Here is a 15,453-nt window from a genome sequence, read left to right as displayed (position 1 = left end):
ACCCGCCGGCACCCACAATTGATCCGTCCTCCGCGCACCGACGCACCAAGGCCGCTTCACCACCAGACGGTTTCGCGGCAGCGATGACAAGGGGCTTCACATGGAACTCGACCCGCTGCTTCTGTCACGTATCCAGTTCGCGTTCGTGGTGTCCTTCCACGCGATCTTCCCGGTATTCACCATCGGACTGGCCTCGTACATCGCCGTGCTGGAGGCGATTGCCTTCCGAACGGGCGATGTCCACTGGGCACGGCTGTCCCGCTTCTGGATCAAGATCTTCGCCGTGGTCTTCGGCATGGGGGTGGTCTCGGGCCTGGTGATGGCCTTTCAGTTCGGCACCAACTGGAGCGAGTTCTCGTACCGGACCGCCAACTTCATGGGGCCGGTCCTGTCCTACGAGGTGGTGACCGCCTTCTTCCTGGAAGCGGCCTTTCTGGGCGTGCTGTTGTTCGGGCGCGACCGGGTGCCCCCCGGACTGCACCTGCTGTCGGCCGTGATGGTGGCCGCGGGGACCTTCATCTCCTCGTTCTGGATCCTGTCGGCCAATTCCTGGATGCAGACGCCCGCCGGCATCGAGATGCGTGACGGCATGGTCTTCGTGACCAGCTGGATGGAGGCCATCTTCAACCCGTCCTTCGGCTATCGTTTCATCCACATGGCGCTGGCTTCGCTGCTGACCGGCGGTTTCGTGGTGGCGGGCATCTCCGCCTACTACCTGCTGCGCGGCCATGCGGTGGAGGCCAGCGGCCGGGCCCTCAGGATGACCCTGGTGATGCTCGTCGTGGTGGCACCGCTGCAGCTGGTGGTGGGGGATCTGCACGGGCTGGACACCTTCGAGCATCAACCCGCCAAGGTGGCGGCCATGGAGGGGACCTGGGAAACCCGGGAAGGGGTCCCGCTGCTGCTGTTCGCCATCCCCAGCCAGGCCAATGAGGCCAACCGCTTCGAGGTGGGCATTCCGAAGCTGGCGAGCCTGATCCTCACCCATGAATGGGACGGCGAGATCCGCGGCCTGAAGGAGTGGGCGCCCGAGGAGCGTCCCCCGGTGGCGATCGTGTTCTGGGCATTCCGGATCATGGTGGGCATCGGCATGATCATGATCGTGGTCGCCCTGGGGGGCGCCTGGCTGCTGTTTCGCCGGCGCCTGGAGGAACGGGCCCGGTATCTGCGCATCCTCATCTGGATGATCCCCCTGCCCTTTGTGGCCGTACTGGCCGGCTGGTTCGTGACCGAGGTGGGACGTCAGCCCTACCTGGTTTACGGGATGATGACGGTGCAGGAAGGCGTGACACCGAGCCTCACGGGCGGCATGGCCCTGTTCACGCTGGTGGGCTATATCGCAGTCTATGCCGTGGTGTTCACCGCGGGCGTGTACTACCTCAACAGGATCGTGCGCCAGGGCATGCCCATCCCCGAGGAATACGCGGAGGAGGCCATGGGCCGGCCCAAGCGCCCCATGTCGGCAGTCGACACGCCACTGGGCGCTTCCACCGACCTGCCGTCCAACTGAGGAGCGCTGACATGTACGATCTCACCTATATCTGGATAGGCATCATCGCCTTCGGCATCCTCATGTACGTGCTGGCCGACGGCTTCGATCTGGGCGTGGGCATCCTGTTTCCCTTTGCCCGATCCGAAACCGACCGGGACATCATGATGAACACGGTGGCGCCCGTGTGGGACGGGAACGAAACCTGGCTCGTCCTGGGCGGGGCCGGACTCATCGGCGCGTTTCCCCTGGTGTATGCCGTGTTCCTGCCGGCCCTGTACATCGGCGTGTTCCTGATGCTCGCGGGCCTGATCTTCCGCGGCGTGGCCTTCGAGTTCCGGTTCAAGGCCGCACCCGGCAGGCGCCGTCTCTGGAACTGGGCGTTCTTCGGTGGCTCCCTGGTGGCGACATTCGCCCAGGGTGCCGTGGTGGGCACGTTCATCCAGGGCTTCGAGACCGAGAACATGCGTTATGTGGGCGGCGCCCTGGACTGGCTGACCCCGTTCACCGTCATGACCGGCCTCGGCCTGGTGGCCGGCTATGCGCTGCTCGGCGCGACCTGGCTGCTGCTCAAGACGGAGGGCGACACCCAGCAATGGGCCCGGGGCTGGGCCTATCGCCTGTTCGCGGCGGTGATGGCGGTCTTCGTCATCGTCAGCATCTGGACGCCGCTCACGGATGACTACGTGCAAAGCCGCTGGTTCGACCACGTGACCTGGCTGTGGATACTGCCCGTGTTCACCCTGCTGGTGGCGGCGGGTCTGTGGCACACCCTGAGGGGCGGCTACGAGGCCACCCCCTTCCTGGCCACCATCGTCCTGTTCGCCCTGTTCTACGGCGGACTGCTGTTCAGCAAGTGGCCCTACGTGGTACCGCCCGATTACACCTTCCGGGACGCGGCATCGGCGCCGGAGAGCCAGCTCTTCCTGCTCCTCGGCGTGCTGTTCGTGGTGCCCTTCGTGCTCATGTACACCGCGTGGACCTATTACGTCTTTCGCGGCAAGGTGCGCGCCGACACGGGATATCACTAGCGCGTGCCCGATGCCGTATCTCCAGAAGCCGGACATGTGCTTGCCCGCTGGATGCGGCCACACCGTCGCTGGCTGCACGGGGCCTGGATCGCCGGTCTGGGCGCGGGCCTGGCCACCGTGGCCGTGGCCGGCCTGGTGGCACACCTGATCCACGGCGCCCTGTTCGCACCCGGGGACACCGCCCTCCTGCCGCCGCTGATACTGGCGATGGCAGCGGCGGTGTTGCGCCACGGACTCCAGACCGTGAGGGACGGGTGCGGTCAGCGCCTGGCCCTGGCCGTCCAGGGGGATCTGCGCGCACGGCTGATCGCCTCCGCGGGCCACACCGGGCCGGTACGCATGGCTCACCGGGGGCACGCCGGGCAGTGGGCCGGCCGCTATCAGGATCAGGTGGAGGCGCTGGGCGGTTACTACGCCCGTTTCCTGCCGGCGCGCCTGCTCACCATCCTGGTCCCCGCGGTGATTCTGGCCACGGTCTTCCGGCTGGACTGGCTGGCGGGCACGTTGCTGCTGCTGTCCACGCCGCTGATCCCGGCGTTCATGACCCTGATCGGCATGGGCACCGAGCAGGTCCATACCCGCCAGCAGGAGGAACAGAACCGTCTGGCGGGCCATTTTCTGGATCGTATCCGGGGCCTGGACCTGCTGCGTCGAAGCCGCGCCCTGGCCTCGGCGCAGATGGATGTCGCCGAGGCGGCCGACCGCTACCGGCGCCTGACGCTGCGGGTGCTGCGGGTGGCCTTTCTGTCCTCCGCCGTGATGGAGTTCTTCAGCGCCGTGGCCATCGGCCTGGTGGCCATCTACGTCGGCTTCGGCCTGCTGGGTTTCCTCGAGTTCGGGCCCGCGCCCGGCCTGACCCTGTTTACCGGCCTGTTCGTCCTGCTGCTGGCACCCGAGTACTTCGGGCCCCTGCGCCGGTTTGCCCAGACCTACCACGACCGCGCCGGTGCCCTGGCGGCCGCACAGGCCCTGGCGCCGCTGGTCGGCCAAGGGGCCGCCTCGGCGCGGGCCCCGGCGTGGGGCAGACGCCACGAAGGTCCCCTGCTCAGGCTTGAGCACGTCACGGTGCGCCATGAACCCGGGGCACCGGCCACGATCCGGGACCTGAGCCTGGACATCCACCCCGGGGACATGCTCGCCCTGGCGGGACCCAGCGGCAGCGGCAAGTCCACCCTGCTGGCGGTATGCGCCGGATTCATGGGCATCGAGCAGGGCCGGATCAGCGCGCGCCCCGAGGCCCGGGCCTTCGCCTGGATCGGCCAGCGGACCCACCTGTTTCACGGCAGCGTGCGTGACAACCTGCGCCTGGCGAGGCAGACGCCTGCATCGGACCGGCAACTGGAGGCCGCCCTGGAGGCCGCCGGACTCCCGGTGGACGACCCGGCGCTGCCCGACGGCCTGGATACACGGATCGGCGAGGGCAACCGCGGGCTCTCGGGAGGCCAGGCGCAGCGGGTCGCCCTGGCGCGGGCGCTGCTTTCCGGAAGCCGGCTGTGGCTGCTGGATGAACCCACCAATGCCCTCGATCCGCTCACCGAGGAGGCCCTGCTCGACACCCTGTTCCATCACGCGGGCAGCCGGAAGATCACGGTACTCATGGCCACCCATCAGCCGAACGTGCTGGCGCGCTTTCCACGCATCCTGCACCTGCCGGCAGGTTCAGTGCGGGAGAACGACCGTGACTGAGTGGCGCTACCTGCGAACATTGTTCCGCGGCGCCCGGCTGTGGAATGCTGCGGCGTACCTGTTGCTGGCGCTCACCTGGGGAGCGGGCATCGGCCTGCTGGCCCTGTCCGGGTGGTTCATCACCGCCACGGCGCTGGCGGGCGCCGGCCTGCTGCTGGCCCTGGACATCTTCACCCCGTCGGCGGGCATCCGCGCGGCGGCCATCGTGCGCACCGTGGCGCGCTACGGCGAGCGGGTGGTGGGACACCAGGCCGTATTGCGGATCCTGGCGCGGCTGCGGGGGCACGCCTTCGCGGCCATCGCCCGGCTGCCGGCGGAACATCAGCGGGCGCTGCGCAGCGGGGATCTTCAGCAGCGGCTGACCGGCGACATCGACACCCTGGATGCCGTCCCTCTGCGGGTCACCGGCCCCATGGTCGCGGCCGTGCTTGCGGTATTCGCGGCCGCCGCGCTGGCCATCGCGCTGGCCCCGGCGGGCGCCGCGCTCCTGATCCTGGGCACGGCGGCGATGACCCTGGCGGCGGCCATGGCGGCCGCCCGGCAGGGGCGGAAACCCGGCCGCGAACTGGTGCGCGCGCATACCCGGGAGCGCATCGCCCTGCTGGATTACTTCGGCGGACTGGCCGACCTCCTTGCCTACGGACGCCTGTCAGATCATCAGGACGCATTGCACCGGCAGGCACAGGCACAGGCCAGGCGCCGGCTGAGCCGCGAGCGGGTCGGGATCCTGGCGGAACAGGGGGTGCAACTGCTGGTCACCCTGGCTGCCCTGGCCATGCTGGGCGTGTGCCTGCACTGGTACCTGCAGGGCGTCATCAGCGCGCCCGTGGCGGTGCTGCTCAGCCTCCTGACCCTGGGACTGAACGAGGCGCTGGCCGGCCTGCCCGGGGCCTGGTGGCAGGTGGGGGAGAGCCTGGAGGCCGTCCGGCGACTGCAGGCACTGGCGCCGGGCGAGCCGGCTCCCACCCCACGCCCGGAAGACGCCAGGCGCCCGTCACCGGCCGATCACGGGCCCCCGGAGCACCACGTGCGGGTACACCGTCTGGCCGTGGGCTTCGACCCCCGCCGCCCGATCCTGGAGGACCTGGAGTTCACACTCGAGCCGGGCCGGCCGCTGGTGATCGACGGCGCCAGCGGCCGGGGTAAGAGCTGTCTGCTGGACACCCTGGCCGGGGAGTTGCCGCCCCTGTCCGGAGACGTCCGGCTGGGTGGCCGCTCCCTGACGTCGTGGCCGGAACATGTCCGATACCAGTACATCGGCTACCTGCCCCAGGAGACCGTGCTGCTGGATGACACCCTCGCCTTCAACCTGCGGCTGGGCCGGGCGGATCTGGACGACCGGACCCTCTGGGCAGCGCTCCGGCAGGTGGGCCTGGCTGACGCGCTGCGGGATCAGGGCCGGGGACTGGACGACCGGGTGGGGGAGCAGGGACACCGCCTGTCCGGCGGGCAGGCCCGGCGGGTGGCCCTGGCGTGGCTGATGCTGCGCGACAGCCCTGTCGCCCTGCTGGACGAACCCTTCTCGGGCCTGGACGCCGACACCGAGACCCGGGTGCTGGAAGGCCTCGTCCCCTGGCTCGAAGCCCGCCGCGCCGTGATCGTCACCCATGGCCCCGCGCGCCTGCCGGGGTACTGGCCGCGCATGACCCTGTGAGGGCGTGGACCGGCCCGGGGGGGCACCTCTTCTCAACAGAGCGGGAAATGCAATCGCGATGGGCCCCGGCCCTGCCTCGAATATCAAACCGCACCGGATCCTCCGGAGTTCTTCCTCTGTGCCCTCTGTGGCCAATTTTTCCTGGCCGACGAGCCACGACACACTCGGCGGACCGCAGGCGGCGGATGACCCCCATGGATCACCGGCCTTATACTGGGGTCCGACATCCCGAACAGCGAATCGAACCGAGGGCCTCATGAGCCGGAAACACGCCGATGATATCCGCCAGCACGTGCGCGAGAGCTATGCAAATGTCGCCGAGGCCAGCAACGGCGGCGCGTGCTGCGGCGAGGCATCCGGCTGCTGCGGCGTCTCCGACGACACTGCCATCAACACCCTGATCTCGACCCGTCTCGGCTATTCCGGCGATGACGTGGCCGCCGTCCCCGAGGGGGCGGACATGGGGCTCGGCTGCGGCAATCCGCGGGCCATTGCGAGCCTCAAGCCGGGCGAGGTGGTGGTGGACCTGGGCAGCGGCGGCGGATTCGACTGCTTCCTGGCCTCGCCCGAGGTGGGTGAGTCGGGGCACGTGATCGGCGTGGACATGACCCCCGCCATGGTGAGCAAGGCCCGCGGCAACGCGGAGAAAGGGCATTTCGGTAACGTGGAGTTCCGCCTGGGCGAGATCGAATACCTGCCGGTGGCCGACAACACCGCCGACGTGATCATCTCCAACTGCGTCATCAACCTGTCCCCGGACAAGCCGCAGGTGTTCCGGGAGGCCTTCCGGATCCTCAAGCCCGGCGGACGCCTGGCGATCTCGGACGTGGTGGCCGGCGTGGCGTTGCCCCAGGAGATGAAGAACGACCCGGCGCTCTACGCGGGCTGCATCGCCGGCGCGCCGTTGCTCGATGACCTGCAGGCCATGCTCCGGGACGCCGGGTTCTCGGAGATCCGCATCACGCCCAAAGACGAATCCCGCGAATTCATCAGGGACTGGGCGCCCGGACGCGGCGTGGAGGACTACGTGATGTCGGCCTCCATCGAGGCCGTCAAGCGCGTGGGCATGTAGCCCGGAGACATGCAACGGGCCACGGCCCCCGTCAGGGCCGGGTGCGTGCCTCCCGGGAGCGCTGCCGCTCGACTACCGCCGACAGCCTGCCCATCATCTCCGTGAGCAGCCCCATCACGTCGTCCACCGTGATGATCCCCGCAAGGGCGCCGTCGGCATCCACCACGGGAAGGCGCCGCACCGCCTTTGAACGCATCAATTCCAGGGCGTCGAACAGACCGTCATCGGTGCGCGCGGTGGACAGGGGCGCGGTAAGAATATCCCTGACGGCCAGCGACTCCGCGTCCAGACCCGGCACCATGACCTCCACCACCAGATCCCGGTCGGTGACGATGCCGACCGGGATGCGCCTGCCTTCGCGCTCCTCGACGAGTACCACGTCGCCCACATGATGCTGGCGCATGAGTGCCGCCGCGTCCTTCACCGACTCGTCACCACCGATCACGATCACTTCACGATTGCAGAATTCACCGACTCTCATGACGGCAACCTCCCATGGGATTCAACGGACTGCTTACACGCCGTCAACCGACGATGTGATGCTTGCCTTCCACGTGCACCGTGCTGGCCGCCGGCCCGTCGTCACTGTCCACCTCGGTGAACCGGACCTGGTCACCCACCTCCAGTTTTGCGAAGTCGTAGTCCACCACACTCTTGCTTGAGAAGCGGATCTCACGTCCATCGGAGGTCTCGATCACACCGTAATCGGCCCCCGGCGCTATTTCCCGGATATGCCCGTGAGGCGGCGTTTCATGGTGTTTGACCTTGCCCCGCTGCTTGCGCACGGCATCCTGAAGCTGGCGCGTCATGGCGTCGAAGGCGTCGCGCACGGCCACGTAGACATCCTCGTGCGCCTGATGCTCGCCGGGCTCGCGGTTGACCACCAGTTCGCCACCGGGAATCGTCAGGTCTATACGTACATGGTAGAGATTGCCCTTGTGATGGTGGCGGTGGTGGCTCTCGATCACCACGCGGCACGCCATGAGGTGGTCGTGGAACTGCGCCAGTTTCGCGATCCGGTCCCGCACCCGATCCTCCACCGCGGGGGATGCATCCATGTTACGAAAGGCCAGCTCCACCAGCGGCACAGGTTCCTGGTTCATCGTATTGACTCCTGCCCGCCGGAAGGGGAACGGCGGGCTGACGGAATTCGGAAGAGTGATGGATCGCAACTCGCAATCAAAGTATAGACCTGCACCGGCGGGCCGCCATTGACAAATGTCAGGCCTCCGCGCGGCAGATGGACCAGGGAGCAGCGCGTGACGTGCGTATGCGTTCTGCCTGACGGCACATTCCGCCGCGCATGCGTGTGCACAACGCGCATCAAGGCGCAGGTGACGGCGATTGACGCAACTGATTGCGACTGGAATTCGCCGGCACGATCCCCTATGGTTATCACCCAAAAGAACGAGAAGAACGATAAAGGCCCGACCACGGGCCACCAGGTGGATCTGCCTCAGGGAGATGTCCGGATGATGGAATACCCGGCTGCGAGACAGCCGTGCGCCGCGCTGCCCGCGCCGTTGATCCGCTCCCTTCCCTTTCGATGCCTGGTGCCGTTCGCGCACTCCCGGGGTGTGCAGTGAGCGACTGGGGCCAGTGGAACCCGGGCCTCGTCTACCAGATCTACGGCCTGTCCTTCTTCGTGCTCGGCGTACTGGCTTACGTACTTCCGCGCCATGACGACAGCCTGCGATTCGCCCGCCATCTCTGGCTGCTGGCCGCCTTCGGCATCCTTCATGGCACGCTGGAGTTCGTGGAATGGCATCGGCTGCAGCGGGATGACCCCTGGCTGGCGGGCCTGGCCGACCTTCTCCTGACACTTTCGTATGTTCCGCTCCTGGAGTTTGGCCGCCGCAGCCTGATGGAGGTTCCCCGCGCCCGGCTCCGGCTCAATCCACTCCTGGTTTACGGCGCGGCGGGACTGGCCGTCGCCGCGCCGGCCGTCGCGGCCGGCGACTCGCTGGCGGGGCTCGCCGCCGGCGCCCGATACTTCATCGGCGCGCCCGGTGCTCTGCTGGCCGGCGCGGCACTGCTGGCGCTGCGCCAGGCGCGTGCCCGGCGCATCGACGTGGCCGCGATCGAGCGTGGGCTGCCCATGCGGATCATGGTCATTGGCGGCGCGCTTCTCGCCTACGGTCTGCTGACGCCATGGCCATCCGCGCCCGCCGCCGGCCTTCCGGACTGGTTGCCCACGAGCGGCGATTTCCTCGCCGCGACCGGGATTCCGGTAGAACTGCTGCGCGCCCTGTGCGCCATCGCCGCCGCGGTGGGGCTGATGAGCCTGGTGCGCCATGCCGGCAGCCGCAGCAGCGACGACCTGCTGCGGGTGCTCGGCACCATCGACGGCTTCGTCTACCGCTGCAGGAACACGCCGGACTGGCCGCTGGTCTACATGGCCGGCAACGTGGAGGAACTGGGCGGTTACCGGATCGAGGATTTTCTCGACCCGAACACCGTCTCCATGGGGTCGTGGATCCATCCGCAGGACCGGCAGTCGGTCTGGAACGCCGTGCAGGCGTCCCTGCAGACACGCCGCCCCTTTGAGATCTCCTACCGAATCATCGCCCGCGACGGCACCGAACGCTGGGTACATGAACGAGGCCAGGGCATCCACGGCGAGGCGGGCGAACTGCTTTACCTGCAGGGCCACGTGATGGACGCCAGCGCGCTGGTGGCCGCCAACGAGGAACTGCGCCGCGAACGATCGGCACTCAGGGGATTCAGAAACACCCTGGACCTGATGCTCGACGGCGTCTTCATGCTCGACCCGGAGACACTGCGGTTCACCTACGTCAATCAGGGAGCCCTGGACCAGACTGGCTACAGCCGCGAGGAGCTGCTGAACCTGCACGCCTACGACATCAAGCCCGATCTGCCCGAACCCCGTTTCCGCCAGCTGATCGAACCGCTGCGCGACGGAAGCCTGCCGAGCCTGCGTTTCGAGACGCCGCATCGCAGGCGGGACGGCACGGACATCCCGGTGGAGGTCTTTCTCCAGTACGTGACGCCCGAGGGCGAATCGCCGCGCTTCGTGGCCGTCAGTCACGATATCACCCAGCGCATGCAGAACCGGGATGCGCTGATGAAGGCCCTCGCGGAGCTGCGCGAATCCGAGCACAGGCAAGCGGAACTGCTGTCCGTCGCCCAGCGGGAGCAGAGCCGCATGGCCGCGCTGCTGTCCGGCATGAGCATCGGCATCCTGTTCGAGGATCGCGACGAACGGGTGGAGTATGTGAATCCGGCCTTCCGGCGCATGTGGGCCATCCCGGAGGCGGTGGAGCTGGTGGGGCGCCCGAGCCGGGACGTTCTGGAGCATTCCACCCACCGGTTCGCGCGGCCGGATCACGCCTCCCGGCATATCCTGCACGTGCTGGACACCCACGAGATCAGCGAACGCTTCGAGGTGGATCTCTACGACGGCCGTATCCTCACCCAGCTCTCTTATCCCGTGCCGGATCCGGACGGAAGGATCATCGGCCGGCTGTGGATCTACGAGGACGTCACCCACGAGCGTCAGACCGCGCAGCAGCTCATTTACCTGGCGGAACACGACGCCCTGACGGGGTTGCACAACCGGCATCGGTTCCAGCAGCACCTGGAACAGGTCATCCAGCGCTCCCGGCGCGCCGACAGGCGCTTCGCGCTGCTCTACTTCGACCTGGACGAATTCAAGTACATCAACGACACCTTCGGCCACCGGGCGGGCGACACGGTGCTGGTGCGGGCGGCCGGGGAGGTGGCGAGCCTGGTGCGCGGCGGCGAGATCTTCGCGCGCCTGGGGGGTGACGAGTTCGCCCTTCTCATCGAGATGAGACCGGGCGATGATCCGGTGCCTCTGGCCGAACGCATCATCCACGCCATCTCGGCAATCCCGTTCCGCTTCCGGGGCAGCAATCTTCGTCTCACGGCGAGCATCGGCATCGCCTGTTATCCGGAACACGGCGACAACACCGAGGACCTGGTGGCCCACGCCGACGCCGCCATGTACCAGGCCAAGGACAGCGGCAAGAACACCTGGGCCGTCTACGACGCAACCCGCAACACCGCCCAGGCCATGGTGGAGCGCATGACCTGGCGCAGCCGCATCGCCAAGGCCCTGGAGCGGGATCGTCTCGAACTGCATTTTCAGGGCATCTACCACACCCGCGACGGCAGTCTGAGCCATCTGGAGGCGCTGGTACGCATGCGTGATCCGCTGGAGGACGAACGCGTCATCATGCCCGGCCAGTTCATACCCGTGGCGGAGAAGACCGGGCAGGTCCTGGAGATCGACCGATGGGTGATCAAGCGCAGCATCAAGACGCTGGCGGCCCATCCGGACCTTCCCGCGCTGTCCATCAACATCTCGGGCCGCAGCCTGGAAGATCCGGGCCTGCCGCATTACATTCATGGGGAGTTGGAGAAGCGCAGTGTGGATCCGAAGCGGCTGATCATCGAACTGACGGAAACGGCGGCCGTGGTCGAGATGCAGGACGCGCAACGCTTCATGGAGGCGTTGCAGCACACCGGCTGCCTCATCTGCCTGGACGATTTCGGGTCCGGCTTCTCCACCTTTGCCTACCTGAAGTATCTGAACGTCCAGATCCTCAAGATCGACGGCATCTTCATTCGCGATCTGCCCAACAACCGGGACAACCAGGCCTTCGTGAAGGCCATGATCGATGTGGCCCGGGGACTCGACAAGGTCACCGTCGCGGAGTTCGTGGAGGATGGGGCGACGCTGGACATGCTGCGCGAATTCGGCGTGGACATGGCCCAGGGCTACCACCTCGACCGGCCCTGCGCCGATCACCCGAGACTCGGAGGCGGGTGACCCCGGAACCGGCCGGTTCCGGGGCTGTTACAATCGCCGCATGCGCTCGCCCGAAGACAGAAAACGCCTGCATTTCATCCTGGGCAATGTGATCCTCGGTCTCGCCGCGGTCATGCTGCTGTTCATGGGCCGCCTGTGGGAGATACTCGGCGCATGGTCGCTGATCCTCTGGATGGCCATGGCCGCGGGCGGCGTCTACCTGATCACCAAGGACAAGGATGCGGGGCCCGGGGGGCCGCCAAATTAAGTGCGAAGTGTGAATTGGGAAGTACGATGTTGGCGGTGTCTTTTTCTCCGTTCCCACTTCCAAACTCGCCCTTCCCACTTCCTCATTGCAGAAAGTACCCGATCACCCCCCACGAACCGTCCTCCTGCCGCGCGAGCACCACCAGTTCCGCGCCCTGGGGCTGCCGCTCGAACACGGAGCGGTACTCGAGCATCAGGTACACGCCCTCGGGGACACCCGGCATGACGGTTTCCAGCGTCTGGTCATGCAGGCGGCGTTCGGCCACGGCCCCCATGTCCTCGCGCACCTGCGTCATGCTGTCCCGCCACTCACCGGCAGACACCTCCTGCTGAAACAGGGTCCCGGTCGCCCGCCAGCTGGCCTCGTAGTCATCGGCGTCCACCAGGGCAAGCCAGCCCTCGGCCGTGGCCAGCGCGGCCGCATCGACACCGGCGGCGACATCCGGGGCGGCCGCCTCGTCCTCTGCGGTGGAAGACGGACCGCAGGCCGGAAGCCACAGGGCCAGGGAGAGGACCAGCGGGATCAGGGACAGCGTGCGATACGGCATGAATATCCATTCCTCGGTTATCGATGACGGACTGTGCGGTGCGTTTTGCCGCGCCGCAGACGGCCCGTCAGCTTAACACGGGCTCGCGCAGGGCGCCGACGGCCAGGGTACACAGCGGGGGTGCGCCGTCGGGCCCCAGTCCGGCCTCGATGCGGTCACCATGCTCGAAGCGCGCCACGCCGCCCGGTGTGCCCGTGAATATGAGGTCCCCGGGGGTCAGCGTGAATATGGTCGACAGATAATGGATCACGGACGCGAGGCCGAAGGTCATGCCCCTGGTCAGATCATCCTGGCGGCGCTCGCCGTTCACGTCCAGCCACAGACGCAGTGCCTGCGGATCGGCCACCCGGGCCGCGTCCACGAACCGGCTCACGGGCGCGAAGGTGTCGAACCCCTTGCCCACCGCCCAGGGCAGCCCCCGCTCCCGGGCGCGCTGCTGAAAATCCCGGGCGGTCACGTCGATCCCCACCCCGTAACCGCGCACACACGCCAGGGCCTCGGCCTCGGGGATCTCGCGCCCGGCCCGTGCCAGCACACCGTCACCCAGCAGGGCCACCATCTCCACCTCGTGATGCACGTCGGTGCTCAGGCGCGGCAGCCGGACCGGGCCGCCGTCGACCACCAGCGTGGTGTCGGGCTTGATGAACACGGCGGGGGATTCCGGCACGGGGGTGCCGCGCTCCCGGGCGTGGGCGGCGTAGTTGTGACCGATGCAGAAGATGGTGTGAACGGGGACGGGCGTGCCGTCCTCGAGCAGTACGTTTGCCATGAGTATGTGCTCCCTTTGTACGGCGCAGTCCCTATTCTATCGCTCCACGCATCGCGTGGGTGTCCCGGATGGGTGATGGCTTTCGCCTTTGCTTGCGTTTCCGCAGCCGGATTCAATCATGTGCGCGGCGCGTCAGGTGCAGGCCCAGGTACACGTTGCGCCCGGGCGCGGGCTCGTAGTAACGGCCGAAGGCGGCGTTCGGCCGGATGTTGGAGAAGTAGTCCTCGCCGAAGAGGTTGTTCACCGCCAGGAAGGCCTCCACCTCCAGCCCGCCGCTGCGAAACACCCGACCCCCGCGCAGGTTCACCACCGCCGACCCGGACACCCGTTCGGTATTGGCATTGTCGGCGAACTGACGATCCCGGGCGAGCACATCGACGATCAGGTAACGGCGCCCGGGGCGCCAGGCGGCCTCGAGGAACAGTTGCCGGCGCGGGATGGCGGGCAGTTCCCGACCCGCCAGGGAGGCGCCGTCGTCTACGAACTCCCGGAAGCTGAAATCCGACCAGGTCCAGGCACCCGTCAGCGCCAGGTCCGTGGCCGGGAGCCAGACAAGACCGGCCTCCAGCCCCTGGCGCCGGGTGCGACCGGCGTTCCGGTAATAGGTACGATCGTCGTCGGGATCCGCCAGTTGGAAAGGCACGAGTTCGTCGCGAACGTCGACCCTGAACAGGGCGAGGCTGTACTGCATGCGCTCGGCGAACCCCTTGAAACCCAGTTCCAGGTTGCGGGCCTGCTGCGGCTCCACGGCCGGGTTGAAGCCACCGCCATCCGGATTGGCGAACTCGGTGAACGACGGCGTCTCGAAGGCGGTGCCCCAGGTGGCGTAAACGCGGTGCCGCGGACGCCAGGCGTAGGCCATGGACAGGGCGTGGCTGGTCTCGCGAAAATCCCGGCGTCCGGAGTCGTCGCCGTCCGCCAGGAAGCGGTCGTCGATGGAGAAGCGCACCCGATCCCGGCGCAGGCCGAGCGTGGCGTCCAGACGTTCGGTGAGCGCCGCTTCCTGCTGCACGAACACGGCTGCGGCCCGGGCCGTCTCACGCTGATCCAGCGTCAGATCACCGCGCGTGCCGCCCAGGTTGTCGTGGCGCCGTCGCATGTCGCGCTGGCGTTCCACATCCAGTCCGGCCGTCATGCGTCCGGCCCACGGGCCCAAGCGATTGTCCCGGGTGTACTGCAGGCCCGCCCCGGAAAACAGCCGGTTGTACTCGACGATGCCGCCGGACTCGAAGGCCAGCCGGTTGTCGAAGTCCCGCCAGGTGTGAAAGGCGCGCGCCTCGAACCGCCCGCCCCCGGCAGGATCCGCCCGGTAGACGAGGCCCGCGCGCTGCTGGGTGACCGCCTGCCCCGCGTTGAACATCCGTGCATTGGGATGGGCGGCACGCCGGTCGTCGGCGACCTCGACCGAGGTGAGCGCACCGGGATCGTCCGTGCGCGGCGCGTCCAGCACGGTGAGCAGCGCGGTCAGACGATGGGACCCCCCCGGAGTCCAGTCCGCGCGCGAATGCAGAAGCCGTTTCTCCGCCCGGCTGTGCGCCCGGTAGCCGTCCATGGCCAGATCCCATCCGCTCACATGCCAGGCCAGGTCCCCTTCCCGGCCGCCCGCCTGGGCCCCCAGGCGGCGGTAGCCGTAGCTGCCGGCCTCCAGCCTCGGCTGGACAAACGTCTCCGGAGGTCCGGAACGGGTGGTGATCTCCAGTACGCCGCCGGTGGCATTGCCATGCAGGACCGAGGAGGGGCCGCGAATCGCCTCCATCCGCTCGAGCGCGGTGAGGTCGATGGCATCCACCTGGGTCTGCCCGTCCGGTGTGGTCTCGGGCAGGCCGTCCACCCGCACCTGGATGCCGCGGATACCGAAGGCGGCACGTGCGCCGAAGCCGCGCATGGACACGCGCAGATCCTGTGCGAAATTGTAACGGTTCTGTGCGCTGACCCCGGGGATGCGTACCAGGGCCTCGTCCAGTTGCAACCCCTGGCGGGCCTGGGAGAGATCCTCGCGTTCCACCACGTCCAGGGCAGCGGGGGTTTCGAGCCAGGGGCGCTCCAGCCGCGGCGCGGTGACCGTCAGCGGGTCCAGGCGCGCCTGGGCACTGACCGGCCCGGGGACAAGAGGAAGCACAAGCATGAGCGCGGTGATCCGGT

General features: G+C 67.8%; 12 protein-coding genes. 7 read left to right on the top strand and 5 right to left on the bottom strand.

Features of this window, described 5'->3' with window-relative positions:
- The first annotated feature begins 100 nt into the window (after window positions 1-100).
- The 5 genes from THITHI_RS0112325 (at window position 101) to THITHI_RS0112305 (ending at window position 6,932) form a co-directional block, all read left to right on the top strand.
- Entirely contained in the window at window positions 101-1,510 is a 1,410-nt protein-coding gene (locus THITHI_RS0112325; RefSeq protein ID WP_018233409.1) for a cytochrome ubiquinol oxidase subunit I, read from the top strand.
- Between the two features lie 11 nt (window positions 1,511-1,521).
- Window positions 1,522-2,520, top strand: a complete 999-nt coding sequence (gene cydB, locus THITHI_RS0112320) for a cytochrome d ubiquinol oxidase subunit II (RefSeq protein ID WP_018233408.1) — start codon at window positions 1,522-1,524, stop codon at window positions 2,518-2,520.
- Window positions 2,521-2,571: 51 nt separating this feature from the next.
- Entirely contained in the window at window positions 2,572-4,206 is a 1,635-nt protein-coding gene (cydD, locus tag THITHI_RS0112315; RefSeq protein ID WP_018233407.1) for a thiol reductant ABC exporter subunit CydD, read from the top strand.
- The gene (gene cydC / locus THITHI_RS0112310) at window positions 4,199-5,860 is read left to right on the top strand and encodes a thiol reductant ABC exporter subunit CydC (RefSeq protein ID WP_018233406.1); all 1,662 of its coding nucleotides are present in this window, start codon (window positions 4,199-4,201) and stop codon (window positions 5,858-5,860) included. The genes cydD and cydC overlap by 8 nt, the downstream gene beginning before the upstream one ends.
- 256 nt (window positions 5,861-6,116) lie before the next feature.
- On the top strand, window positions 6,117-6,932 hold the full coding sequence (locus tag THITHI_RS0112305; RefSeq protein WP_018233405.1) for an arsenite methyltransferase: 816 nt from the start codon (window positions 6,117-6,119) through the stop codon (window positions 6,930-6,932).
- Between the two features lie 31 nt (window positions 6,933-6,963).
- Here the strand turns inward: THITHI_RS0112305 and THITHI_RS0112300 are convergent, their stop codons facing one another.
- Both THITHI_RS0112300 and THITHI_RS0112295 read right to left on the bottom strand, forming a co-directional pair.
- The gene (locus tag THITHI_RS0112300; protein WP_026186313.1) at window positions 6,964-7,413 is read right to left on the bottom strand and encodes a CBS domain-containing protein; all 450 of its coding nucleotides are present in this window, start codon (window positions 7,411-7,413) and stop codon (window positions 6,964-6,966) included.
- Between the two features lie 43 nt (window positions 7,414-7,456).
- Window positions 7,457-8,035, bottom strand: a complete 579-nt coding sequence (locus THITHI_RS0112295; protein ID WP_018233403.1) for an HPF/RaiA family ribosome-associated protein — start codon at window positions 8,033-8,035, stop codon at window positions 7,457-7,459.
- Window positions 8,036-8,514: 479 nt separating this feature from the next.
- Between THITHI_RS0112295 and THITHI_RS0112285 the strand changes: the two genes are divergently transcribed.
- Both THITHI_RS0112285 and THITHI_RS0112280 read left to right on the top strand, forming a co-directional pair.
- Window positions 8,515-11,748 (top strand): sensor domain-containing protein, encoded by a 3,234-nt coding sequence (locus tag THITHI_RS0112285; protein WP_018233401.1) that lies wholly within the window; start codon window positions 8,515-8,517, stop codon window positions 11,746-11,748.
- 40 nt (window positions 11,749-11,788) lie between these two features.
- On the top strand, window positions 11,789-11,995 hold the full coding sequence (locus THITHI_RS0112280; RefSeq protein ID WP_018233400.1) for a hypothetical protein: 207 nt from the start codon (window positions 11,789-11,791) through the stop codon (window positions 11,993-11,995).
- Between the two features lie 82 nt (window positions 11,996-12,077).
- On the opposite strand, the gene THITHI_RS0112275 is transcribed toward THITHI_RS0112280, so the two are convergent.
- From THITHI_RS0112275 to THITHI_RS0112265, 3 genes are all read right to left on the bottom strand, one after another.
- Complete coding sequence (locus THITHI_RS0112275) at window positions 12,078-12,542, bottom strand: DUF4019 domain-containing protein (RefSeq protein ID WP_018233399.1); 465 nt, start codon at window positions 12,540-12,542, stop codon at window positions 12,078-12,080.
- A gap of 67 nt (window positions 12,543-12,609) precedes the next feature.
- Window positions 12,610-13,311, bottom strand: coding sequence for a fumarylacetoacetate hydrolase family protein (locus tag THITHI_RS0112270; RefSeq protein ID WP_018233398.1), 702 nt, complete (start codon window positions 13,309-13,311; stop codon window positions 12,610-12,612).
- Between the two features lie 112 nt (window positions 13,312-13,423).
- The gene (locus THITHI_RS0112265; RefSeq protein WP_232199417.1) at window positions 13,424-15,436 is read right to left on the bottom strand and encodes a TonB-dependent receptor family protein; all 2,013 of its coding nucleotides are present in this window, start codon (window positions 15,434-15,436) and stop codon (window positions 13,424-13,426) included.
- Window positions 15,437-15,453 lie beyond the last annotated feature (17 nt).

It is taken from the genome of Thioalkalivibrio thiocyanodenitrificans ARhD 1 (assembly GCF_000378965.1).
GTDB classification, from domain to species: Bacteria; Pseudomonadota; Gammaproteobacteria; order Ectothiorhodospirales; family Ectothiorhodospiraceae; genus Thioalkalivibrio_A; species Thioalkalivibrio_A thiocyanodenitrificans.
The sequence above is the reverse complement of the archived record's forward strand: the minus strand, read 5'-3'. Positions and strand labels throughout refer to the sequence as shown.